We start from the raw sequence: 24,200 nt of genomic DNA, 5'->3' as shown, positions 1-24,200 counted from the left end.
GGTCAGGACGCCGGATCACGCATGCCAGCGGCGATCCGGTTGATGTCTGCGCACTCCACCGTGGCCGGCGGATGCTCCCTGCCGGCCAACGCAATCATCGCCTGGCCCAGGGCCAGATTGCTGGTCATCAACGAAGGCGCAATCGCACCGGCCAGCTTCATCAACGGCGCGCCGCCCCAGTACAACGGCTTCAACAGGGCATGACGGGTGCCGGTTCCCGCGACCGGCCTGACGCCACCCGGGCGCAGCATCACCGAGCGCATCGGCAGGGCCTGCAAAGCAACTTCGGTCTCGCCCTTGACCCTCAGCGGCATCAGCCGGCTCTGAGGGTCCGCACCCGCACCGGATACATACAGAAAGCATCCCTCGGGATTCGCGGCCACCCAGGCACGGGCTACCGCCAGTGTGGTGTCCACGGTAACGCGTCGGTACTCGGCCTCGGCGGTGCCGACCGGTGGCGCTCCGGCGCAGTAGAGGCATGCATCGAACCCGGCAAGCTCCTCCACCCGCTCCTGGATACGCAGAAAGTCCGGGACAATCAGTTCGCTGCCGGTGCCGCTCAGACTGCCTGGGTGACGAACCAGCGCGGTCAGGCGGGAGACCTGCGGTGAGCGCTGGCAGGCCAGCACCACACCCTGCCCGACCAGGCCTGCGGCACCGGTCAACAGAATCCGTAGTGCACCTGTCCCGACCATCATCGCACCCGCCTCACAGTTTCACGAAACGCTGGATCTTCCGCGCCAGCCAACCGCTGAACACCAACGGCGCATCCAACGCAGACACGCAGATGCACGGCACACCCGGCGCGGTCACCGGCTGGTGCTCCACCTCCTCGTCCAGATCCGCCACGTCACCCGGCGCGAACAGCCCCAGCGCGTCGTTGTAGGAACCGCGCAGGATCTGGGTCAGCTCGCTGCGGCCATGGCTGTGCATGGGCAGGCACTTGCCGGGGGCGATCTTCAGCATGATCAGCGAGGGCATCTGCTCGGCCCGGATGCAGTGCACCCCCGGCGCCATCCAACGCCAGCGCAGGTCACCCAGCGAGGTGCCAAAGTAGGGATGCAATGATACCGGCAGATGATCGGGATCGGCCTCGGGCCGCTCCTTCGGCATAGGGCGCAGGGATTCCGCCATGGCCGTCGGGGTTTCCGTGGCCAGCTGCATCAGCATGGCCTCGCGCAACTGTTCGCGCCGCGTGTCGGTTGCAGGCGGCTGGGTCTGCTCCAGCAGTACCGAACCGATCGCCTCAGCATCGCGCAGGCGCTGACGGCAATGCGGGCACTGCTCCAGATGGGCACCCGCCACGATGCTCAACGGCGCCGGCAGCGCACCGGCGGCATAGCTCATCAGCGTGGATTCGTGCAGGTGATGGTGTGGATTCACAGCGCACCTCCCACTTTCGCCTGCAGTTGCAGGAAGGCACGGCGCAGGTGGGATTTGACCGTCCCCAGCGGCATGCCCAGCGCTTCGGCGATCTCGCTGTGGCTCTTGGCCTCGAAATAGGACATCCGCACCAGCCGCGCCTGCACCGCGGGCAGCTCGTTGATGCGCTGGCGCAGACGCGCCTGGTCAGCGAACTGCTCGGCGCTGCTGCGCTCGATCACATCCAGCGTCGCCGCGTCCTCCACCGCCGCCTGCACCTGCATCCAGCTGCGCTCACGGCGCACTCGATCGATATGCAGGTTGCGGGCGATGCGATACAACCACGTACTCAGCGCACCCTGCGCCGGATCGAAATCGGCGGCCCGCAGCCATAGGCGCAACAGGCATTCCTGCGCCAGCTCTTCGGCTACGGCATCGGGTGCGCCCAGGCCGCGCAGGTACACGCACAGCCGCGGCATGAAGTAGTCGTAGATCCGCATGAAACACTCGCGGTCGCGCAGCCGCGCCACGCCGTCCATGTCACCGGCCCAGTTCGTCGGCTCGCTGCTCGGCTGCTGGGAACTGGACACGGTGCGTGCGCTATCGAAGTTGAGGAGTGTGCTGGCGGCGTCAGGGTACATCTGCGTTCGCGGCGGGCGGGTGAAGGTCTGTCCTCTGTACGTGCAGGGGCAGCCATTGGATGCAGTCGGCACTGCGCATCCAACCGGGCGCCCCCACCGTATGACCTGAGAGACCTACCCTTCCGGATGAACACCATGCGCACTGCCTGGCTGCTGCTGTGCCTGCCCCATGCCGCGCTGGCGGCACCCTGGCTGCGAAGTGAGGGTGTGGCCACCTCCGCGCAGGGCGACCTCCTCTACCGCGAAGTGCACTGGCGACGCGAGGCAACGGAGGGCGCCGAGCGCTGGGTGCTGTACCAGTGCCCGGATGGCCAACCCTTTGCCCGCAAGCATCTGCCCGCCAGCACCCGCCCACAGGCACGGGGATATTCGCTGGAGGACCGCCGCAGCGGCCAGACCGCCGAGGTCGATGCCACTGGCGACTCGGTGTCGATTGCCTGGAAGGAAGATGCCGCCAGCCAGCCGCATCAGCGCCGGCTTGAACTGCCGCCGGACGCGGTGATCGATGCAGGGTTCGACGCGGCGGTGCGCCTGCACTGGCCGGCGCTGCTGCGCGGCGAACGCATCAGCCTGCCCTTCCTGGTGCCGGGGCGGCAGCGCTACTTCCCGGTGCAGGTGCGGCGCATCGGTCCGGTACGTTGGCAGGGTATTGATGCCCAGTCGATCGACGTCAGTCTGGACACCTGGTACGGCAGCATCGCCCCGCGTCTGTCACTGGTCTATGCCAGCACCGACCGCCGCCTGCTGGAATTCCGCGGTACCAGCAACCTGCGCGATGCACGCGGCAGCTATCCGCCGGTGACCGTGCGCTTCAGCTCGCCACCAGCCGAGCGAACGGCAGGCGACTGGCAACAGGCGTGGGCGCAACCCCTGGTGGAGCGTTGCGTCGTGACGCCCAGGTGAAGTGGAAATTTACTGCGCCGTGGCGCATCCATTGCGCATCCTGCTGCGTAAAGGAAGAAACGACACCCGCCGAGATCCGCCATGGCCTCTGTAGCGCCCCTTCCCCGTCGACGCTGGCGCCTGCTGCGCACGCTGCAGCGCTGGTTCGATACCGGCAACGCCGCAGAGGCCACCGGCGAGCGGCCGGGGCGCATCGACTGGGTGCGAGCCGTGCCGTTCGCGCTGATGCATGTCGCCTGCCTGGCGGTGATCTGGGTCGGTGCCTCATGGATGGCCATGGTGGTTGCTGCGGCATTGTATGCAGTGCGTATGTTCGCGATCACCGCGTTCTACCACCGCTACTTCTCACACCGCACCTTCCAGGCATCGCGAACGGTGCAGTTCGTGTTCGCTGTCATCGGCGCCTCCAGCGTGCAGCGTGGGCCGCTTTGGTGGGCCGCCCATCATCGCCATCACCATCGGCATGCCGACCAGCCGCTGGATCCGCACTCGCCACGCGAGGGCGGCTTCTGGCGCAGCCACATGGGTTGGTTCCTGACCCGCGAGGCGTTCGCCACCGATCTGTCACGGGTACCGGACCTGGCGCGCTTCCCCGAACTGCGCTGGCTGGACCGTTTCGATACGGCCGTACCGGTACTGCTGGCCGCAGCGCTGTATGCATTGGGCGCCGGGTTGGGGCGCTGGGCACCGGGCCTGCACACCTCCGGCCCACAGCTGCTGGTGTGGGGCTTCTTCATCTCCACCATCGTGCTGTTCCATGCCACGGTCACCATCAATTCGCTGGCGCATCGATTCGGCCGCCGCCGCTTCGATACACGCGATGACAGCCGCAACAACCTGTGGCTGGCGCTGCTCACCTTCGGCGAAGGCTGGCACAACAACCACCACTTCTTCCCTGGCACTGTCCGCCAGGGCTTCCGCTGGTGGGAAGTGGATTTGACCTGGTACGGACTGCGCGCGATGGCGGCGCTGGGCTTGGTCAAAGGTCTCAAGCCCATCCCCGAGTGGGTCCTGGCCAAGGCGAGGTATTGACATGCGCATCGCCGTCATCGGCTCGGGTATCGCGGGGCTGGCCAGTGCCTGGTGGCTCGATGGCCAGCACGACGTCACACTGTTCGAGGCCAACGACTACCTCGGTGGCCATACCCACACGCACGACGTGCAGGTGGATGGCACACGCATGGCGGTGGATACCGGGTTCATCGTGTTCAATCCCCAGCACTATCCGCTGCTGACCGCGCTCTTCGACGAGCTGGGTGTGGCTTCGCAGCCGACCACGATGAGTTTCTCGATGCACAGCGAGCGCAGCGGCGTGGAGTACAACGCCACCTCGCTGGATGGCCTGTTCTGCCAGCGCCGCAACCTGGTGTCACCTCGATTCTGGGGCATGCTGGCCGACCTGCGCCGGTTCTATCGGGATGCGCCGTTGCTGCTGGCCGAGGAAGACGGCCCCACGCTCGGCGAGTACCTGCGCAGCCAGCGCTATGGCGAGGCCTTCATCGACGAGCACCTGCTGCCGATGGCCTCGGCACTGTGGTCCTCACCGACCGCCACCGTGCAGGACTTCCCGGCGCGCTATCTGGCCCAGTTCATGGCCAACCACCAGATGCTGCAGATGAGCGGGCGCGCGCCGTGGCGGGTGGTGAGCGGCGGATCGGCACGCTATGTCGATGCCCTGCGCGCCCGCTGGCGGGTGCATGAGCGGCTGGAGTGCCCGGTGCAGTCGGTCGAGCGCATGCCCTGGGGCGCGCGCGTGCACAGCGCGGCCGGCGTGGAAGGCTTCGATGAGGTCATCCTGGCCTGCCACAGCGACCAGGCGCTGGCGTTGCTTGCCGACGCCAACCCCATCGAGCGCGACGTGCTCGGCGCCATCCGCTATCAAACCAATGAAGCGGTGCTGCACACCGATGCGTCATTGCTGCCGCGCAACCGCAAGGCGTGGGCAGCATGGAACGCGCACGTGCCAGAGGATCGCGCCGCGCCCTGCACGGTCAGCTACTGCATGAACCTGCTGCAGGGCCTGCCCGGCGATACGCCCCTGGTGGTTACCCTCAACCGCAGCGAGGCAATCGATCCGGCCAAAGTACTGCGTACGCTGCGCTATGCCCACCCGGTGCACGACCACGCCGCGGTGCGGGCACAGCAGCGCTGGGCGGAACTGCAGGGCCGTCGCCATACGTGGTTCGCAGGCGCATATTGGGGCTGGGGCTTCCATGAGGATGGCATCCGCAGCGCCCGCCGCGTGGTCGATGCCCTGCAGGCCTGCGCTCCACATCGGCTGGCATCCGCCGCGGATGAGGTGGCGGCATGAGCACCAGCGCGCTCTACATCGGGCAGGTGATGCATCGCCGGCATCATCCGCACCCGCATGCCTTCCGTTACCCCATCGCCCAGCTGCTGCTCGATCTGGACGAACTCGATACGGTGTTCGCCGGGCGATGGTTGTGGTCGGTCAATCGCCGCAACCTGGCCGAGTTCCGCCGCAGCGACTACTTCGGCGATCCCGCACGGCCACTGGCCGATGCCATCCGCGATCACGCTGCCCACACGCTTGGCTACCGGCCGACCGGCCCGGTGCGCCTGCTCACCCATCTTCGCTTTGCCGGGCACGTGTTCAACCCGGTCAGTTTCTACTACTGCTACCAGGCCGACGGCAGCACGCTGGACTGCATTGTCGCCGAGATCACCAACACGCCCTGGAAGGAACGGCACGCCTATGTGCTGCCGGTCGCTACCGCCACGCACGAAGGCAGCTCACTGCGTTGGCAGTTCGACAAGTGCTTCCATGTCTCGCCGTTCATGCCGATGGACTGCGGCTACGACTGGCGATTCAACCGCCCCGACCAGGACCTGCGCGTGCACATGCAGGTCTGGCGGGACGGCGTGCGCCAGTTTGATGCCACCCAGGCCATGCAGCGGCGTGCCTTGGATGGCCGCGGGCTGGCCCGGGTCCTGGCCTGCTATCCCCTGATGACCACCCAGGTGGTGGCCGCCATTCACTGGCACGCACTGCGGCTGTGGTTGAAACGCAACCCGGTGTACGACCACCCCACTCTTGCCGAGAAACCGCGATGAACTCGATGACTCCCTGGGTTGCCCTGCCGCGCCCCGGCGCCTTGGACGCGTTCCTGCGCCGCCGCCTGCTGGCCCAGCTGGCCCCGATGCGCGACGGTCGGCTGTGCGTGCGCGATGCACTCGGCGAAGTCTGGCTGGGCGATGCCCGTGATGAACTGCATGTCACCGTCACCATCGATGACCCGGCGTTCTATCGGAAGGTTGCTGCGCAAGGCAGCGTGGGCGCAGGTGAAAGCTACATCCAGGGCGAGTGGCACTGCGATGATCTGGTGGCACTGATCCGGCTGCTGGTGCGCAATCGCGATCTGCTCGACGGCATGGAGCGTGGCCCGGCCCGCTTGGGTGGGGGGATGCTGCGGGCCTGGAACCGCCTGCGCCGCAACAGCCGCGAAGGCAGTCGCCGCAATATCGCCGCGCACTATGACCTGGGCAACGACTTCTTTGCCCTGTTCCTGTCGCCGGACCTGATGTACTCGTCGGCGATGTTCGCCAGCGAATCCGAGCCATTGGAATCCGCCTCGCGGCGCAAGCTGGACCGCATCTGCCAGCAGCTGCACCTCAAGCCAGGCGACCGCGTGGTGGAGATCGGCACCGGCTGGGGCGGTTTCGCGGTACACGCCGCCCAGCACTATGGCTGCCATGTGACCACCACCACCATCTCCGCGGAACAGCATGCGCTGGCCGCCCAACGCGTAGAGGCGGCGGGCCTGCAGGATCAGATCACGCTGCTGATGCAGGACTACCGCGACCTGCAGGGCCAGTTCGACAAGCTGGTATCGATCGAAATGATCGAAGCGATCGGCGCCGAGTACCTGGACACCTACATGGCTACACTGCAACGCCTGCTCAAGCCGGATGGCGTTGCCCTGCTGCAGGCCATCACCATCGAGGACCATCGCTACGAACAGGCCCGGCGCAGCGTCGACTACATCAAGCGCTATGTATTTCCGGGCAGCTTCATCCCATCGATCAACGCGATCATGGCCGCCAAGACCCGATCCAGCGACCTGCAGCTGATCGCCCAGCAGGATTTCGGCCACTCCTACGCACTGACCCTGCGCGCCTGGCGCCAACGTTTCCTGGCCCAGCTGCCTGCGGTGCAGGCGCAGGGCTTTGATGCACGCTTCTGCCGGCTGTGGGAATTCTATCTGGCCTATTGCGAGGGCGGCTTCCTGGAACGTTCGATCGGCGTCTCGCATCTGCTGCTGGCCCGTCCGGACCACCGGCCCGTCCTCGCTGCGGGCGACAGCCGCTGACATGCGCCGGTTCTGGGCCAATCTGCTTGGCAACCAGCTGGTCTGGTTGTGTGCCGTGGCCGGCGCAGGGCGAGGCTGGCAGTGGCCGGCGCTGCTGGCCGCAACGATCTATATCGGCAGCCAGCTGCTGACTTCACCGCACCCTCGACTGGACCTTCGGCTGATGCTGCTGGCGCTGGCCTGCGCGTGGCTGGTCGACGCCAGTGCCGCCGCCAGCGGCGCCGTGCGCTACGCTGCTGCCCCGCCGGGCTGGACTCCGCCCCTTTGGATCATGGCGTTGTGGGCCGCGTTTGCGATGACGCTGACCACGTCGATGCGCTTCCTGCTGCGCCACCCTGCCCTGCCAGCCCTGTTCGGCCTGTTGCTGGCCCCGCTGGCGTATCTCTCCGCAGCGCGCGGTTTCGAGGCGGTCCGTTTCACTGCGCCGCTGTGGCAGGGCCTGCTGGTGCTGGGTGTGGGCTGGAGCATCGCGCTTTCGCTGCTGTGCATGGCTGCTCGTCGCGGCTCCCGCACCCTCCCGCCGCCCTTGGCAGGAGCACCGTCATGATCAATCTGTTGTGGGTCCTGCTGTATGCCGCACTTGTGATGAGCTGGGGTTGGGCCTGGCAGCGCCGCCATCACAACATCGGCGTGGTCGATGTGCTCTGGGCCAAGGGCGTGGGCGCATCAGCCCTGTTGCTGGCATGGCTCGGCGATGGTGCGGCGGCGCCACGGATGGCGCTCGGCGTGCTCGGTGGCCTGTGGGGCAGTCGACTCGCCTTGCACCTGTGGCACCGGGTCCGCCACGAACAGGAAGACGGCCGCTACCGTTATCTGCGCGAGCACTGGCAAGGGCATCAAGGCAAGATCTTCGGCTTCTTCATGGCCCAGGCGCTGCTGGTCGTGCTGTTCGCCCTGCCCTTCGTCGCGGTGGCTGACAATCCGCAGACAAGCACGACGTTGTGGATCGTGGCCGCCGCACTCGTCTGGCTGCTGAGCGTCGGCGGCGAGAGCCTGGCCGACCATCAACTGGCCCGGTTCCGCGCGAATCCAGCGAACAAGGGTCGCACCTGCCGCGAGGGGCTGTGGCGTTACTCCCGCCACCCCAACTACTTCTTCGAGTGGCTGCACTGGTTCAGCTATGTCCTGCTCGCGGTCGGCTCGCCACTGTGGTGGCTGACCTGGGCCGGCCCGCTGCTGATGTACGTGTTCCTGCGCTATCTCAGCGGCATTCCCTTCACTGAAAAGCAAGCGCTGCGCAGCCGAGGCGACGACTACCGCGCCTACCAGCGCACTACATCGATGTTCTTTCCCTGGTTCCCCCGTTCTTCCAAGGAGCATTCCGCATGAGCGCGATCCCGTCACTAAATCCGGCCGAAGATGCGGAAACCGGGCTGATCGCCTGGGCCGAACGTGGGCTGGTGCCCGATGCGGCGCTGCGTGCGGGCATCCGCCGCTTGTGCGCGCAACGCCTGCATGAGGAAAGCGAAGGCGGCATCGAAGGCCAATCGGCACGCTTCAGCCAGCGCATCGCCGAGCTGGCCGACAGCCCACTCGCGCTGCATACCGAAGCGGCCAACCGCCAGCACTACGAAGTTCCCGCGGCATTCTTCCAGGCCTGCCTGGGCAAGCGGCTGAAGTACAGCAGCTGCTACTACGCCACCGGGCGCGAAACGCTGGACCAGGCCGAGGACGCCATGCTGGAACTGTACGGCCAGCGCGCCGGACTGGCCGATGGCCAGCAGATACTTGAGCTGGGCTGCGGCTGGGGCTCATTGACCCTGTGGATGGCCGAACGTTACCCGCAGGCGCATATCACCGCCGTCTCCAACTCGCACAGTCAACGCCAGTACATCATGGCGCAGTGCCAGGCGCGCGGCCTGGGCAACGTCGAGGTGATGACCCGCGACGTCAACCAGCTTGACCTGCCGACGGCCCGGTTCGACCGCTGTGTCTCGGTGGAGATGTTCGAGCACGTACGCAACTACCAGCGCCTGCTGGCAGCCATCGCACGGTGGCTGAAACCAGACGGTGCACTGTTCGTGCACATCTTCGCCCATCGGACACTGATGTATCCGTTCGAGGCAGACGGCGGCGACAACTGGATGGGTCGCCACTTCTTTACCGGAGGACTGATGCCGGCGGCCGACACACTGCTGCATTTCCAGCGCGACCTGCGCCTGGAGCAACGGTGGTTGCTGGACGGCACCCATTACCAGCGCACGGCCGACCACTGGCTGGCCAACCAGGATGCAGCCCGCGAGCAGGTGATGCCGGTGTTGATCGCCACCTATGGCCAGGTTGCAGCGAAGGTCTGGTGGCAGCGCTGGCGGATGTTCTGGATGGCATGCGCCGAGCTGTTCGGCTACGACGACGGCCAGCAGTGGCTGGTGGCCCACTATCTGTTCCGACCCCGCTGAGGTGCCCGATGCGCATGTTTCCGCTGCTTCCCCTGATCGCGGTCGGCCTGTTCGGTTCCGGCTGCAGTTCCAGCGACACCCGCCCGTTGCCGCGTCCACCGTCGGTGGATGTGCCGCGCTTCATGGGCGACTGGTACGTGATCGCGCATATCCCGTCGCGCCCTGAGCGCGAAGCCTTCGACGCCGTGGAGAGCTATGCCCTGCGCCCCGATGGACGCATCCAGACCACCTTCACGTACCGCAAAGGCAGCTTCGAAGCGCCACAGAAGTCCATGCACCCCATCGGCCGTGTCGAGAAGGAAGGCAACGGCGCGGTCTGGGGCATGCAGTTCATCTGGCCGATCCAGGCTGAGTACGTGATCGCCTGGCTCGATGAAAGCTACCGCCAGACCATCGTGGCACGAAGCAAGCGCGATTACGTCTGGTACATGGCCCGCACCCCGCAGGTGTCGGACAGTGACTACCAGCAGGCGGTCGAGCGGATTGCGGCCATGGGTTACGACACCCGCAAGCTGAGGCGGGTGCCGCAATCGGTGCGATGACGCGGCACCTTCTGCCCGGGTCGATCGTCCTGGAGCATCAGTCGATCATCAATCATTGCAACGTGGTGCACTCGCGACGCGCCCTGCAGATACGATGCTGGGCAGGCCAGCAAGGCCGGAACGGATACACGATCGATGAACAGCCCCGCGGACGATGCCATCACAACCTCCTGGAATGGATTCGAAGTCCGGCAGATCCTTCCGTGCGACCTCGACCTCATCTGCGCTCACCGAGAAGCGATGTTCCGTGAAAGCGGCCGGAGCGAAGAGATCCTTCAGCAGATGGCGGCCCCGTTCCGTACCTGGCTCGAACCGCGCCTGGTGTCAGGCGACTACTTCGGCCATGTCCTTTCCGACAATGGACAACCCATCGCAGGCATTGGCCTGATGCTGATCGACTGGCCGCCCCACCCCGCCCATCCAGAGCAGGACACGCGCGGCTACGTACTCAATGTCTACGTGGAGCCCGGCTATCGGCGTCGCGGCATCGCCCGCCAACTGATGAAACTGGCCGACCATGCATTCGCCGGACGAGCGGTGGCCTACGCGGTGCTGCACGCTACCACCCAAGGGAAACCACTGTATGCGGATCTCGGATGGGCTGCGACCAGCGAAATGGCCCGCGACCTGCGCAGCGCGAGCGAAGTACCCCGAAGCGCTTGATTGGGTACTGACGATCCACCTCATCAATCGGCGGCATTGAATTGATGGGCTTTACGCATCGATTCTTAGGAATAATCGCAAAATTCCAACAAGTTCGATGCTCGACGCGACAGCGGCGCCAGAATGATCGCCACGCCCTGCGGGCGCCGATCACCTCCCTGCGCATGAATGGATATCCTGCACCGCGCCGACTGCGGCTGGCACTCCTCGACGATCACGAAATCGTCCGCCGCGGCACCGCCCTGCACCTGTCCCACGACGTCCGCTTCAGCATTGTCGCCAGCCACACCCGCAGCGATGAGCTCATCGGCAGCCTGCGCCAGTTGGCAGTGGATGTCGCCATCATCGATCTCACCCTGGCGCCTGGCGACCGCAGCAGTGATGAGCTGGTTCCGCTGCTGCGCGAGTGCTTCCCACATATTCCCCTGCTCGCCTTCGCCACGCTGACGCCATCCACCCGCATCGACCACCTGCTGGCGACCGGCATCTCCGGCGTAGTCAGCAAGTCCGAGCCCCTGGAGATGCTGTCTGATGCCATCGTGCGCATCTCGCAGGGGCTGTGCCGCCTCCCTGCCGATTGCCTGTTCCCGGCGTGCCGCGAGGAACTCAGCCGCAATGAACGCGAAGTGCTGGACCTGCTCCTGGCCGGCCTGACTGTCTCGGAAATCGCGCTGCGTCGCCACCGCAGCGTCAAGACGGTCAGTACCCAGAAGGTCGCGGCCCTGCGCAAGCTCGGGTTGCGCAATGATGCGGAGATCTATGCACTGCGGCAGCAGCTGGAGATCCAATGAGGCGGCGCGTTCGCCTCCGTCTGCGCACGTCGTGCACGTTGTTGCTGGCCCTGATCCTGCTGCCGGCTGCATCGGCCGAGGATGCACAGTTGCGGAGATGGTCCGCCGGCCGCGAAGTGCGGGTTGCCACCGCGCCATCATTGCGACCGCTCCCCCCAACGCTGGCGGATTCAAGCGCACTGCCCACCCTCGCCCATGGCTATGCCAAGCTTGTGGCTCGGCATTCCGGCCTGCGCTTCCGCGATCTCAACTACCCCAGCACGAGCGCAGCGGTCGCTGCCGTCTGCCGGGACGAGGCCGACCTGGTGCTGGTCATGGGCAGCCCCTCGCATCACCCGCTTCCCTGTCCCGACCTGAGGGCCTCCGGCGCCTTCCATGGCGGCAAGACGGTATTGGCTGTGCGTAAAGGCGAACACCCGCCCCGTGACATTACCGGCGTGAGGGCGCAGCTGCTGGCCGTAGTTGAAGGCGGTCCCTATGCCGACTGGCTGACGATCCACCACCCCCGGATCCACCTCCTGCATCTCCCCGACCGCCATGCGGCCCTGGCCGCTGTTGAAAGCGGCAACGCCGATGCTGCGATCGGCCTGGAAGCAACGCTGCACTCGATGATCCGGCAGCACTTCACGGGAAACCTGCAATTGCACCCGTTCGACAGCGGATTCTCCACCGATCTGCACCTGCTTGTCCGCCGGGAGGACCAGCAGCTGCTGGCGCGCATCGATCAGGCGCTGCGCGCCATCACCCTCGAAGAGCACGCAGGCCTGCTGGAGTTGTGGGCGCAGCAGATGCTGCCCACATCCATCGAGAGCGCACTGGATCGGGTGCGTTCCCCGCTCCTGCTCTGGCTGCTGTGTCTGGCCGCGGCACTCATCGGCCTGCCCGTGCTCTGGCAGGCGTTACGCTGGCGAATCGGCCGCGCGGAACAACGCCTCGGGCGCGCGGCGGGAATGATCAGCCATGAAGTGCGCAATTCCGCGCAGACAGTACTGGCTTCGATCGACCTGCTGAGCCAGTCACACCTGCCCAAGGGGCAGCGTGAACTGCTCGCGGCTGCCCTTGCCGCCGGCCACTCGCTGCGCAGGCTGCTCGATCGCTCGCTGGCGTTCTCGCGCCTTGCCAGCGGCAGCTTCAGGCCGCATCCCACGCCCTGCGACGTCGGCCAACTCTGTGCCCGTGCACTGGAAGCAATCCGGCCGGAGGCACTGCGGAGAGGGCTGTCACTCCAGTTGGATCGCGGGCCCGATCCAGCGCCAGTGGTTGTGCTCGATGCTGATGGACTGCGTCAGATTGTCGACAACCTGCTGGGCAATGCATTGAAATTCACCGATGTCGGCGGTATCGAGGTGCGCCTGCAACTACAACCCGCCCTGTCTCCCCGGGAGCTGTTGCTGGATGTGATCGACAGCGGCATCGGCATCGCACCCGCTCAACTGGCGCTTCTGTTCCGACCATTCCAGCAGAACGAGGATGGCCAGAGACGTGGCGGCAGCGGACTGGGCCTGACGATTGCGCACGAACTGGCCGTTGCCATGGGCGGCAACCTGACCGCACACAGCGTGCATGGGCGCGGCAGCCGTTTCACCCTGCGATTGCCGGTCCGCGCCGTTCACGGCGATCAGCCGCCCATCGAGCCGCTGCAGCAGACGCCACTGACCGGCATCGACCTGCTCCTTGTCGAAGATCATGCACTCAGCCGGCATGTCGTCGCAGAGCAACTGCGTCGGCTGGGCGCCGACGTACGCGCGGTTGCCGATGCCGACGCCGCATTGGCCGAGCATGCGCTACGACCGCGCGGCACGGTAGTACTGGATATCGGGCTTCGCGGCTCGGATGGCTATGCACTGGCGCAGCAGCTGCGCGCGCAGGCACAGGCACCTCTGCGAGTGATTGCCCTGTCCGCCCGCATGGGGCGCCGGCACGCGGCACGCTGCCGAAGGGCCGGCTTCGACGCCATCCTGGTCAAGCCGCTGCAGGTTGCGAGCCTGCTGCAGGCGCTGGACCTGCCGCCCTCGGCGCACGGCACCGCGCCCGATGACACCCCTGGCGCCGAGCCGGATTACGCTGCGGACATTGCCCATGAGCTGGCCAGGATTGAACAGGCCGTGCAGGACGCCGATACCTCGACACTGCGCCATCATGCACATCGGCTGCAGGGAACGCTGCAGATGTGCCGGGCAACGGATCAGGCCGGCACAGCGGCCGACCTGTGGGAACTGGGGCATGAGGCCGCGCCTGACTGGGTCGAGGCGCGGCGACTGCTGCGGGGATTGCAGCAGTGGCACGGCTCCCGCAAGGCGGAAGCCGCACCATCGGCCTGATCAGGCCGCCAGGCGCTCGACCTGGCGACGGGTCAGGTCATTGAAGCGACCCAGCGACATCAGGTGCTGGTGGATCAGCGCCAGCCAGCCGCTGCGGTGCCACTCGATCACGGTCGCTTCCGGCAGTGCCACGAACTTCTCCACGTCCACGACCTGGAAGCCGTTGAGGTTGAATTCGCGGCCATCCGGGGTACGCACGGTGGCGTTGCGCTCGACCAGCAGGCCGTTGTCGATCAGGGCCTTGGAGAAGGCCTGGGTCTGTTCGTGCTCGCGGGTGTACTGGCCGCAGAACTCCAACGCCTGCTGCACCATGTCGGTGGCCTTGCCATCGACGAACAGCGGCTGGCCTTCGTCACCCCCCTTGACCACGCGCGCGCTCTCTTCGTCGATGCCCAGCAGGAAGTCGTTCTCCGCGCCGGTGTCGATGAAGATGAAGGGGTGACGACGCAGGTAGGCCGGGATATAGGCCTCGTCTTCCCACAGGCCGTCCTTGATGAACAGGTTCTGGTCGGATACGCCCACGGCAGCCATCGGCACCGCGGTCGGGCCAGCGAACAGGATCGGGAAGTGATGCAGCGCCAGCGAGAACTCGCCGAGCACCAGCGGGATGGCGTTGTTGCCGGCGGCAAACTCGAGCCTGCCCGGCAGGATGCGCAGATCGGCGTGCACATCGGCCTGCAGCGGCACCGGACGGGTGTAGAACAGGGGGGCGCTGCTCGGCGCCGCTTCGGTGGTGGTGTCGCTGGTGGTGGTCATCTTGGGAACCGTTCGATCATGCGCGCCTGCCATCCCGGGCGCGCCAGCGGGAACAACCTGAATCCCGCATTATCAACAAGCTCGATGACAACGGCCACCCCACCGACGGCCTATTTCAACTGCAGGGGGTAGCGCTGCCAGAGGACGTGGACCAGGAACCCGGCCAGCTCGGTGTCGCGCGCGCTCACCGCCGCGCGGATCTTGTCCAGCAGCACCATGTCCGAGCAGGAGCGCACATCGGCATGGTTGGCCTGCCCGGCCCGGCGCGCGCGGTAGCGCGCTGCGCGCTGCGCGTCACTCATTGCGTACCCGAACTTGGGCGGACGACCGCGCTTTCGCGGCAGGGTCAGCTCCAGGGTTCCGGGGTCTTTGTCATCACGCATGAGAGGGGTGCGGGCGGCGGCGAGCAACGGGGGGTGCGCAATTTATCGTGAGGCATCACTTTAATCCAGCTTTTTCTGCAGTTTTGTTGCAATGCAGTGCAAATACTCGCGTGCTGATGCGGATTCATCATTCGCGCCGCTTCGCAGTAGATCCACGCCATGCGTGGATACGGAACCCCACCAACGCCTACAAAAAAGGGGAGCCCGCTCACGGGCTCCCCTCGCCTTTGCTTACGCAGCGCGTACCGGCTCGTAACCATGCAGGTGCGCCTCACTGCTGGCCCGCCCCTGGCTGAGCGAACGCAGTGATGTGGTGTAACCCACCAGCTGCGCCAGCGGCGCAAAGCCGCTGACCTCGGCGCGACCGTCCTGGTCGTCGATGCGGGCAATGCGACCATGGCGACGGTTGAGATCGCCCACCACATCACCCACCGACGCCGACGGCGAATGCACCGTCACCGCCATCACCGGCTCCAGCAGCTGCGTACCGCCCTCCACCAGTGCCGCCTTGACCGCTTCGGCACCGGCACGGTGGAACGCCATCTCCGACGAGTCCTTGGCATGGGTCTGGCCATCGACAAGACTGACCTCGATACCGACCACCGGATGGCCCTGCGGACCTTCCGACAGCGCGGCACGCACGCCCTTCTCCACCGCCGCGATGAAGCTGCGCGGCACCACGCCACCGACGATGCGGTCGTTGAACACCACCTGGTCGTCCTCGCGCGGCGATACATCCAGCACCACGTGCGCGAACTGGCCCTGGCCACCGGTCTGCTTGACCAGCCGCCCCACCACGCCGGCCATCGCACGCAGCGGTGTCTCCTGGTAGGCCACGCGCGGCGAACCTACGCCCACCTCGACCTTCCACTCGCTGCGCAGGCGCTCGACCATCACCTCCAGGTGCAGCTCGCCCATGCCCCAGACCAGGGTCTCCGCCGTGTCGCGATCGGTTTCGACGCGGAACGAGGGATCTTCCTGGGCCAGACTGGCCAGGCCCTGCGCCATCCGGATCAGGTCGGCCGCACGCGCCGGCTCCAGCCGCCAGGCCAGCACCGGCGCCTGTGCCTGGATGTTCTCCAGGCGTAGCGGCTGCGCACGGCCGCTCAGCGTTTCGCCACTGACTGCATCCTTCCAGCCCAGCACCGCGACAATGTCACCGGCCACGGCCTGCTCGATGTCGTGGGTCTGGTCGGCCTGCACCCGCACCAGCCGGCTGACACGCCGTCCCTGTGGATGCTGCGAGCTGGCCACCGCGTCGCCCACCTTCAAGGTGCCCGAGTACAGCCGCACGAAGCTCAGTGCGCCGTGCTGCTGGTGGGTGATCTTGAACAGCAGGCCCGCCAGCGGACCGTCCGGATCCGGCGGCAGCACCACCTCGCCGCTCTCGCTTTCGGCGGTCACGGCAGGGCGATCCAGCGGCGACGGCAGGTAATCGACCACCGCATCCAGCAGCGTCTCGATACCCTTGTCCTTGAAGGCCGCACCGGCCAGTACCGGCACGCCCGCACCGGCCAGCGTCGCCCGTCGGATCGCCGCGCGCAGCGGTTCGGCATCGATCGCGCGTCCTTCCAGCCAGGCATCGGCCAGTTGTTCATCGTGATCGGCCACGGCTTCGACCAGCGCATCGCGCTGAGCCTGCCACTGCGCGCGTGCCGCGTCGTCCCACGGGGTCACCGTGGTTACGGCGCCATCCTGCCAGTGCAATACGCGTTCATCGACCAGGTCGACCCAGCCGTTGAAGCCGCTTTCGCTGCCCAACGGCACGCCCAATGCCCACGGCCGCGCCTGCAGTTTGTCCTGCAGCTGCTCCAGCACGCGTTCGAACGAAGCGCCGACGCGGTCCATCTTGTTGACGAAGGCGATCAGCGGCACGCGATGGCGACGCGCCTGGCGCCACACCGTCTCGGACTGCGGCTGCACGCCATCCACCGCCGAGAACACGGCCACGGCACCGTCGAGCACGCGCAGTGAACGTTCGACTTCGATGGCGAAGTCGATATGGCCGGGGGTGTCGATCAGGGTCAGCCGATGCGGCGGCAGGTCACGTGGCGCCCACTGCGCCTGCACGGCGGCCGCGCCGATGGTGATGCCGCGTTCGCGTTCGATCGCCGAGAAATCGGTGGTTGCATTGCCGTCGTGCACTTCGCCGACGCGGTGGATCTCGCCGCTTTTCCACAGCAGGCGTTCGGTCAGCGTGGTTTTGCCGGCGTCGATGTGGGCAATGATGCCAAGGTTGCGACGACGGGAAAGGACGTGGGTGTTCATAAAGAGGTTCCTGCAAAGCCAACTTCAGGGGCCGCACACCCCGGTTGGCGACAGGGTGCGCGGCTAGCGTTCGGTCTCGGCGATCTGGTGCATGGCACGTTCTCCTTCGCAGTACTGTTGGGTAGCGTCGACTGGGTAGAGTCGACTGGGTAGAGTCGACTGTTAGTCGACTCACAAAAAACAAAAACGAAAAGAGCGCCCCGGAGGGCGCTCTGTCGAAGGTCCAGCGACAGCCGCTTCAACGGCCTCGTGGGGCTCCAGGCAGACACGCCCGTTCCGCGCTTGCGCGGGTCAGGGTGAAAAACTTCAGGAGCGGCATCCGGTTCATGGGGCGCATTCTAGACCTGCCAATCTGGCGCGCAAGTGAATATTGCACACATGAATAGAACGATGAGGCCGGCCGACATCGGGGTCGGCTCCCTTTGCCCAAAGCAAAGGGCTCTGACCCCCGCCATGTCCTACTTGCAGCCGTGCAGCTTGCGCGCCTCACCCACCGTCGCCGCCTGGTCATCCCCCATCGAGATCCACCCCTTCAGCGACGTCGCCGGGTCCATGTGTGGCAGTCGTGGCCCCTCATGGACAACCACCTCGGTCCAGCTGCCCACCGGCGCCAACTCGGACAGACGCGCCGCCTGATCGTCTTCGGTGCTGAACATATCGTCCGGGCGCTCCGGGGGCGTCGTGTTCACGATCTCGGTCTTGCGGGAATGCACGCGCACCGCGCCATCCGGCATGCGCTGGGTGGTCACCTCAAAGCGCTCCACCCCATAGGCCCATGGACTCTCTCCCGCGCTGCGGGTCTCGCTGCCATCAGCCGCCACCTTCAGGGATTCGCCCGATGCGGCACCGACGGCAGCGATTGCTCCAAGACTGGACATCATGGCCTGGTAAGCGAACATCTGACGCTGCTCTGCGGTCAACACCACCGCCTTGCCCTCGGGAAACCTCAGATACACCGCACCCTCGCACAACGTCAGGACCTGCTGACCGTCCCAGCTGAAATGCATTTCGTCACTGGCGTAGTACCTGGTGCTCATCGACGACACCGCAGCGCCCTCGCCGGAGGAATGGCGGCTCTCGATCAGCGAAGCCTGCTCGGTCGCATCCATCAGGGAAATGGAGGTTGCCGGTGCAGCACTCACCACGCCGGCAACCGCAGTCATTGCAGCAAAGAGTGCGCCGCGCGGGAAGAAACAGATCATCACATCAGTCCATTGAAGAAAACGAACTGCACATGATACGTGGCCGCGCAGAACGACTGGACGCTCAGGTCACAACCACCAGCGGCACGCCGCGCCGTGGGTGCTCCAGCACCACCACGTCCTGCTGGTAGACCCGCTGCAGGTTGTCTTCGGTGAGCACCTGCAACGGCGTGCCATCGGCTGCCACCCTGCCCTGCTCCAGCAGCACGATGCGGTCGGCATAGCCGGCGGCCAGATTCAGATCGTGCAGCACCACGATCACGCACGCACCGGCCTCGGCACAGGCGCGCACACTGCGCAGCGTGCGTTCCTGGTGGCGCAGATCCAGCGCTGCAGTCGGCTCATCCAGCAGCAGCAGCGGCGTGTCCTGCGCCAGCACGCGCGCGAACGTGGTCCGGGCCGATTCACCGCCCGAGAGCTGCTGCACCTCGCGCAGGCGCAGCGCCTGCAGTTCAGCGGCATCGATTGCCGCTTCCACCTGGGCGTCGTCCACGGCTGGATCCGGCGGATGCGGCAGCCGCCCCATCGCCACCACTTCTTCCACGCTGAAGGCGAAGCGCACGCCATGCTCCTGCGGCATCACCGCGCGCTCGCGTGCCAGCGGCCCCGCTTTGTAGCTGGCCAAGGGCTTGCCAAGCAGGCTCACCTCACCCACGTCGGCACGCAGGTCACCGGCAGCCACCGCCAACAGCGTGGATTTGCCCGCGCCGTTCGGGCCAACCAGGGCGGTCACCGTGCCCGGCTCGAACGCCAGCGAGATGCCATGCAGGATCTCGCGCTGCTGGCGGCGCACCACCACCTCGTGCAGCTTCAGCAGCGCGCTCATGGGGCCGCCTTGCGGCGCTGCTGCAGCACCAGCCAGAGGAAGAACGGTGCGCCCAGTGCGGCCGAAAACAGGCCCAGCGGAATCTCCGCCGGCGGATCCAATGTGCGCGCGGCGGTGTCGGCCACCACGATCAGCAGGGCACCGAGCAGCCCGGACAACGGCAGCAGCCAGCGATGGCCCGGACCGACCAGCAGGCGCGCTACGTGCGGCACCACCAGGCCGACGAAACTGATCGAACCGGCAAACGCCACCGCTGCGCCCACCAGCAGCGCACTGAACGCCACCAGACGACGCCGCGTGCGGGTGACATCCAGCCCGAGGTGCTGTGCCTGGCGTTCGCCCAGCGCCAGCATGTCCAGCGGCGTGGCCAACCGCTGCAGCGCGAACACACCGATGGCAAACAACGGCACCACGGCCGCCACATCGGCCCAGTTGGCGCGCGCCAGCGAGCCCATCTGCCAGAACACCAGCGACTGCAGCTCGCTCTCGCTGGCGATATATGTAAGGAAACCGATCAACGCCGAGCAGAACGCGGCCATCGCGATACCGACCAGCAGCAGCGTGGCGTTGCCCGTGCCCTTGCCGGGCCGGGCCAATGCGTAGGTCAGGCCGATGGCCAGTGCGCCGCCAGCGAACGCGGCCACCGGCACCAGCCAGCCGGCCGCACCGGCAGCACCCAGCACGATGGCGGCCACCGCACCCAGCGCAGCACCCTGGCTGACACCGACGATGCCAGGGTCGGCCAGCGGATTGCCGAACAGGCCTTGCAGGCTGGCACCGGCCATCGCCAGCGACGCACCGACCATCGCGCCCAACAGGGCACGCGGAATGCGCAGCTGCCAGACCACGGCCAGGTCGCGGCTGCTGACCGCCTGCGGATCGAGCAGGCCCAGCTTCACCGCCAGCGCCTGCATCACCTCCAGCGGCGGCAACCGCAACGGACCCACGGCGAACGACGCCAGCACTGCCCCCAGCAGCGCGAACAGCGCCACCAGCAACATCGTCCGCCCGCGACGGCGGCGCCGATCCGCCGGACTCATGCCTTCGGCAACGCCGCCAGGGCCTTGGCCAGCGCCAGCGCACCGGCACCGGAGCCCACGCTGGTGTACTTCAGCTGCACATCCGGCATCACCCAGACCCGGTTGGCCTGACCGGCCGGCGTCTGCTTCAGCGTCGGGTACGCCTTCCACAGGCCTTCGGCACCGCCGAACAGCTGCAGGTCATGCTCGGTCACCAGGATCACTTCCGGTGCCGCCGCGACCACGCCCTCATTGCTCAGCTGCGAGTAGTTCTTCACTCCCGCTTCGGTACCGATGTTGATGCCGCCCGCCAGTGCGATCAGTTGCGCCGACGCACTGTCGGCACCCGCAACGGTGGGTGAGCCACCGGCGCCGGTGGCCGACACGTGGATCAGTCGTGGCGCATGGCCCAGGCCCTTGCCAATCGCTGCAGCCTCGTCCAGCTGACGCTGCACCCGTGTGGCAAGTGCCTGCCCTGCTTCGGCCAGCCCTAGTGCGGCGGCGACCTTGCGCACCTTGTCCGGTGCCGGCTGCAGGTCATCGATGACCACCGCCGGTTCGCCCACCTCACGCAGTTTCTTCGCCAGCTCGGTGTGGCGGCGCAGGCTGTTGCCGAGGAACAGCGACCCCTGCAGGCTCAGCACGCCCTCCACGCCCGTGGTGCGGTTGAACAGGAACTGGTGCGGGGCAGCCAGGCCGGCCTGGGTGGTGGTATTGGTCGGCGCGGCGAACACCTGCTTGTCCAGTCCCAGCGCCTCGATCACCGCGATCACGTCGTCACCACCGGCAATGATGCGGCTGGTATCGGTCACCTCGACGTCGGCGCCGTCATCGGAATGCACCTTGGCCGGCAGCACTGCCTTCTGGTCGCGCACGGCCGGCATATCGGTGCCAGCCACGCGCTGCCAGCCAGCCGGCAACGCGGCTTCGCCAGCCGCGGTTGCGGCGGCGGCGGGCTCAACCGGCTTGCCGCTATCGGAGGGCGTCGATGAACCGCCACAGGCAGCCAGTGCCAGCGAGACAGCCAACGGAAGCGCACACAGGCGCAGACGGGACGCGATGTTCATGCTCGATCTCCTTGCTGGCGGGGCGACGCGCACGCCGCCCCGCCGTGTGACTTACTGCTTCGGGGTGATGCGGGTGATGCGGTCACCCTTCGGGTCTTCGGCGCCACGCGACTTGTTCACCGCAAACACGTTGCCCTTGCCATCGGCGCGGACATGGTTCGGCAGCGTGCCGCCGTCGAGGTTGGCGACCACCTTGCCGTCACCATTCACCACGGTGACCGTGCCGGCGCCGCGATTGCTCACATAGGCCAGGCCGGAGGCATCATCGAAGGCGACGTTCAGCGCACCGGCGCCGACCGGCACGTCACGCAGCACCTTGCCGGCGGCCACATCAACGATCAGCAGGTTGTCGGTGCCCTGCGAGGCCACGTAAAGGCGGTTGCGTGCCGCGTCGAAGGCCACGCCCGAGGCACTGATCGAATTGCCCAGGTCGATGACCTTCTCGACCTTGCCGCTGGCGACGTCGATCACTGCCGCTTCCGGGGTGCCGATGCTGACGGTGAACAGCTTGCCGCCCTTCTCGTCCAGCACCAGGCTCATCGGGGTGAACTTGCCGTCGTCCACGCCGGACTCCAGCGCCACCGCCGGCAGCTCCTTGAGGGTCTTGGCGTCGAACACCGACAGATGGTCCTCGCCCGTGGCCGAGGCAAACACCTTGCCGTGGGTGCCATCAACCACCACGTCGCGCGCATGCGGCACGGCATCGACCGGGAACTGATGGACCAGCGACAGGTCCTTCTGGCGGTAGACCGCGATGGAGTTCTGGCGGGTGTTGGTGACCCACACGTTGCCGTTGGTGTCATCCACGCCGACGCCGTAGACCGCGTACACCGCACCATTGGTGCTGCCCGGCACCTGCGCCGGGGTGATCGCCTTGGTCACCTTCAGCGACTTCGGGTCCAGCTTCAGCAGCTGCGACTGGGTCACCGGTGGGCGGCCCACGGCCGAGGTCACGAATACCGCGTTGCTGGCTGCGCTGTAGGCGGACTGGTACAGGCCCGGCACCAGCTTGTTGGACTGGGTGGCGAACTGCGCCTGGCCGGACAGCGGCAGCTGCGGCGAGACGCGCAGCTTCAGCACGGTGGCTGCAGCCGGCTGGCTGGCACGCACCACCACCGGGTGGGTACCAGGCACGGCATCGGCCGGAATGCTCAGCTGGGTCTTGAAGTTGCCATCGGCATCGACCACCAGCGGCTGCGTGTTGAGCACGCTGTCGCCACGCAGCAGGCTGACTTTCTGGCCCGGCACGAAACCGCGACCGACCACGTCGGCAGTGCTGCCGGGAACCACGTTCTCACCGCGCGAGACGACCTCACCCTTGAAGGTGGCGTTGGCCGGCTGATCGAACACCGGCTGTGCGGTGGCGGTCACGGCCAGCAACAGGCCAGCGGCGAGAGAAGTGAGACGGAAAGACGGACGGAACGACATGGAAGGCTCCTTGCACACGTAGGCCGCGCCATGTGACGCGGGATTCATCGGTTGCCTGGGCCGCTGCACATCGGCAGCCTCGCCTGGGTAGTGGGGTCGCACGCCGTGGCATGCGAAGGGATTCATTCGGCGGCGTTGTCACCACCGTTGGGCGCGCCGTCACCGGCGCTGCGGTCGGTCACGCCATACAGCTCGTGCAGCGCAGCGTGGAACGACGCGGGCAGCATCGGGCCATGGCCGAGGCCGGGGAACTCGCGGTACTGCACGCGCATGCCCGGCAGCTTGCCCAAGCGCTCGGACAGCTGCATGGCAGCATCCGGGGTGGCCCCACCGATACGACGCAGGTGCGCGACCACGCGTGGGTTGTTCATGTCGCGCTTGCCGCGATCGCCGACACGCTCGGCACCGCCCAGCATCAGCCACAGCTTCGCTGGCTGGCCATGCACGTTCTGCACGAACTGCTGTTCCGGATCACCCAGCGCCGCACCCTGGCTCCACCACAGCGACGGACTGGCCGCCAGATAGGCCTGGAAGGCGGCGGGACGGGTGTACAGCGCATTGAGCACGAACAACCCACCCAGCGAGTGGCCCCAGAGTGCTTGCTGCTGCGTATCAATGCGTGCGCGGCGCTCGACTTCCGGCTTGATGCGGCGTTCGATCACATCCAGGAACGCGGCAGCACCGCCACCGACCGCCTGGGTCGTACCGCTCTCGTCGTCGGCGCGGTCGATCCACGCGGTGTAGTCGCGGGTGCGCGCCTTGGAATCGATGCGCAGGTCGTTGTCATAACCGATCAGCACCAGTACCGGCGGCGCCTTGCGTGCCGCCAGCTCGGCCAGCAACGGCTGATCCAGCACCATCGCCACGGCATTGCCATCCAGCGCGTACAGCACCGGCGATGGCGTCTTGCCGGCCTTGGCCGGAATCGCCAGGTTCACCCGCCAGCGGCGTTGCTGGTCGGGACTGTCCACCACGAAATGCTCGAAGCGATAACTGACCGCCGGCTCGTCGAGCACGGTGTGGCCGATCTTCTGCAGCGGATTGCGCTGCTGCGCATGGACGTACGGGGTGGCCAGGAGCAGACCCATCATCAAGGCGACCAGGCCGCGGGCCAGTGGACCACGGCGCGAAGGCGGGACGAAATGCTTCATCAGCGGCAGCAGAAGCGGCTCACGGCCGCCGGTTCACAAGGGACCGCAGTCTACCTTAAACGCGAATGATTATCACATCGATCGAACGTCACGCTGTGTATCACGCGCGCGCATGCCGGGTTGCGCAAGGGGCGGCAATTCACCTAT

The 24,200-nt window shown here is 66.6% G+C and carries 24 protein-coding genes; 12 read left to right on the top strand and 12 right to left on the bottom strand.

Annotated elements, in window-relative coordinates; translation table 11 throughout:
* Window positions 1–2: 2 nt before the first annotated feature.
* The 3 genes from ACSYS9_RS11195 to ACSYS9_RS11185 are packed head-to-tail and all read right to left on the bottom strand — an operon-like array spanning window position 3 to window position 2,003.
* Complete coding sequence (locus ACSYS9_RS11195) at window positions 3–695, bottom strand: oxidoreductase (protein WP_071227441.1); 693 nt, start codon at window positions 693–695, stop codon at window positions 3–5.
* 13 nt (window positions 696–708) lie between these two features.
* Complete coding sequence (locus ACSYS9_RS11190; RefSeq protein ID WP_071227404.1) at window positions 709–1,383, bottom strand: ChrR family anti-sigma-E factor; 675 nt, start codon at window positions 1,381–1,383, stop codon at window positions 709–711.
* Complete coding sequence (locus tag ACSYS9_RS11185) at window positions 1,380–2,003, bottom strand: sigma-70 family RNA polymerase sigma factor (RefSeq protein ID WP_071227405.1); 624 nt, start codon at window positions 2,001–2,003, stop codon at window positions 1,380–1,382. The genes ACSYS9_RS11190 and ACSYS9_RS11185 overlap by 4 nt, the downstream gene beginning before the upstream one ends.
* A 135-nt stretch (window positions 2,004–2,138) precedes the next feature.
* Between ACSYS9_RS11185 and ACSYS9_RS11180 the strand changes: the two genes are divergently transcribed.
* The 12 genes from ACSYS9_RS11180 (at window position 2,139) to ACSYS9_RS11125 (ending at window position 13,953) form a co-directional block, all read left to right on the top strand.
* On the top strand, window positions 2,139–2,906 hold the full coding sequence (locus ACSYS9_RS11180; protein ID WP_071227442.1) for a hypothetical protein: 768 nt from the start codon (window positions 2,139–2,141) through the stop codon (window positions 2,904–2,906).
* 81 nt (window positions 2,907–2,987) lie between these two features.
* Window positions 2,988–3,938 carry an acyl-CoA desaturase gene (locus ACSYS9_RS11175; RefSeq protein ID WP_071227406.1) on the top strand — a complete coding sequence of 317 codons (951 nt, stop codon included), beginning with the start codon at window positions 2,988–2,990 and terminating at the stop codon, window positions 3,936–3,938.
* A gap of 1 nt (window position 3,939) precedes the next feature.
* Entirely contained in the window at window positions 3,940–5,217 is a 1,278-nt protein-coding gene (locus ACSYS9_RS11170) for an NAD(P)/FAD-dependent oxidoreductase (RefSeq protein ID WP_071227407.1), read from the top strand.
* Window positions 5,214–5,981, top strand: coding sequence for a DUF1365 domain-containing protein (locus ACSYS9_RS11165; protein ID WP_071227408.1), 768 nt, complete (start codon window positions 5,214–5,216; stop codon window positions 5,979–5,981). Before ACSYS9_RS11170 ends, ACSYS9_RS11165 begins: the two co-directional genes overlap by 4 nt.
* Window positions 5,978–7,237 carry an SAM-dependent methyltransferase gene (locus ACSYS9_RS11160; protein WP_071227409.1) on the top strand — a complete coding sequence of 420 codons (1,260 nt, stop codon included), beginning with the start codon at window positions 5,978–5,980 and terminating at the stop codon, window positions 7,235–7,237. Before ACSYS9_RS11165 ends, ACSYS9_RS11160 begins: the two co-directional genes overlap by 4 nt.
* A 1-nt stretch (window position 7,238) precedes the next feature.
* On the top strand, window positions 7,239–7,784 hold the full coding sequence (locus ACSYS9_RS11155; RefSeq protein ID WP_071227410.1) for a DUF2878 domain-containing protein: 546 nt from the start codon (window positions 7,239–7,241) through the stop codon (window positions 7,782–7,784).
* Window positions 7,781–8,566, top strand: a complete 786-nt coding sequence (locus ACSYS9_RS11150; RefSeq protein WP_071227411.1) for a DUF1295 domain-containing protein — start codon at window positions 7,781–7,783, stop codon at window positions 8,564–8,566. Before ACSYS9_RS11155 ends, ACSYS9_RS11150 begins: the two co-directional genes overlap by 4 nt.
* Window positions 8,563–9,636 (top strand): SAM-dependent methyltransferase, encoded by a 1,074-nt coding sequence (locus tag ACSYS9_RS11145; RefSeq protein ID WP_071227412.1) that lies wholly within the window; start codon window positions 8,563–8,565, stop codon window positions 9,634–9,636. Before ACSYS9_RS11150 ends, ACSYS9_RS11145 begins: the two co-directional genes overlap by 4 nt.
* 8 nt (window positions 9,637–9,644) lie before the next feature.
* Window positions 9,645–10,178, top strand: a complete 534-nt coding sequence (locus ACSYS9_RS11140; protein WP_049421983.1) for a lipocalin family protein — start codon at window positions 9,645–9,647, stop codon at window positions 10,176–10,178.
* Window positions 10,179–10,313: 135 nt separating this feature from the next.
* Window positions 10,314–10,841: a GNAT family N-acetyltransferase gene (locus ACSYS9_RS11135; RefSeq protein WP_032127338.1), complete on the top strand. Its 528-nt coding sequence runs from the start codon at window positions 10,314–10,316 to the stop codon at window positions 10,839–10,841.
* A gap of 164 nt (window positions 10,842–11,005) precedes the next feature.
* A complete protein-coding gene (locus ACSYS9_RS11130; RefSeq protein WP_049399337.1) occupies window positions 11,006–11,632 on the top strand; it encodes a response regulator transcription factor in 627 nt (208 codons plus the stop codon).
* Window positions 11,629–13,953 (top strand): ATP-binding protein, encoded by a 2,325-nt coding sequence (locus ACSYS9_RS11125; protein WP_081352231.1) that lies wholly within the window; start codon window positions 11,629–11,631, stop codon window positions 13,951–13,953. The genes ACSYS9_RS11130 and ACSYS9_RS11125 overlap by 4 nt, the downstream gene beginning before the upstream one ends.
* Here the strand turns inward: ACSYS9_RS11125 and ACSYS9_RS11120 are convergent, their stop codons facing one another.
* The 9 genes from ACSYS9_RS11120 to ACSYS9_RS11080 form a co-directional block, all read right to left on the bottom strand.
* Window positions 13,954–14,709, bottom strand: coding sequence for a SapC family protein (locus tag ACSYS9_RS11120; protein WP_071227413.1), 756 nt, complete (start codon window positions 14,707–14,709; stop codon window positions 13,954–13,956).
* Window positions 14,710–14,819: 110 nt separating this feature from the next.
* On the bottom strand, window positions 14,820–15,092 hold the full coding sequence (locus ACSYS9_RS11115; protein ID WP_005409616.1) for a hypothetical protein: 273 nt from the start codon (window positions 15,090–15,092) through the stop codon (window positions 14,820–14,822).
* 231 nt (window positions 15,093–15,323) lie between these two features.
* Complete coding sequence (fusA, locus tag ACSYS9_RS11110; protein WP_071227414.1) at window positions 15,324–17,360, bottom strand: elongation factor G; 2,037 nt, start codon at window positions 17,358–17,360, stop codon at window positions 15,324–15,326.
* 458 nt (window positions 17,361–17,818) lie between these two features.
* A complete protein-coding gene (locus tag ACSYS9_RS11105) occupies window positions 17,819–18,562 on the bottom strand; it encodes a hypothetical protein (protein WP_071227415.1) in 744 nt (247 codons plus the stop codon).
* Between the two features lie 64 nt (window positions 18,563–18,626).
* A complete protein-coding gene (locus ACSYS9_RS11100; protein WP_071227416.1) occupies window positions 18,627–19,388 on the bottom strand; it encodes a heme ABC transporter ATP-binding protein in 762 nt (253 codons plus the stop codon).
* Window positions 19,385–20,428, bottom strand: a complete 1,044-nt coding sequence (locus ACSYS9_RS11095; RefSeq protein ID WP_049421974.1) for a FecCD family ABC transporter permease — start codon at window positions 20,426–20,428, stop codon at window positions 19,385–19,387. The genes ACSYS9_RS11100 and ACSYS9_RS11095 overlap by 4 nt, the downstream gene beginning before the upstream one ends.
* Window positions 20,425–21,474 (bottom strand): heme/hemin ABC transporter substrate-binding protein, encoded by a 1,050-nt coding sequence (locus ACSYS9_RS11090; RefSeq protein WP_071227417.1) that lies wholly within the window; start codon window positions 21,472–21,474, stop codon window positions 20,425–20,427. The genes ACSYS9_RS11095 and ACSYS9_RS11090 overlap by 4 nt, the downstream gene beginning before the upstream one ends.
* A 51-nt stretch (window positions 21,475–21,525) precedes the next feature.
* Window positions 21,526–22,902 (bottom strand): YncE family protein, encoded by a 1,377-nt coding sequence (locus ACSYS9_RS11085; protein WP_071227418.1) that lies wholly within the window; start codon window positions 22,900–22,902, stop codon window positions 21,526–21,528.
* A 122-nt stretch (window positions 22,903–23,024) separates the two neighbouring features.
* Window positions 23,025–24,053: an alpha/beta hydrolase gene (locus ACSYS9_RS11080; RefSeq protein ID WP_071227419.1), complete on the bottom strand. Its 1,029-nt coding sequence runs from the start codon at window positions 24,051–24,053 to the stop codon at window positions 23,025–23,027.
* Between the last annotated feature and the right edge of the window lie 147 nt (window positions 24,054–24,200).

This window comes from Stenotrophomonas sp. STK17_22 (genome assembly GCF_051983905.1).
GTDB lineage: Bacteria > Pseudomonadota > Gammaproteobacteria > Xanthomonadales > Xanthomonadaceae > Stenotrophomonas > Stenotrophomonas maltophilia_A.
The sequence above is the reverse complement of the archived record's forward strand: the minus strand, read 5'-3'. Positions and strand labels throughout refer to the sequence as shown.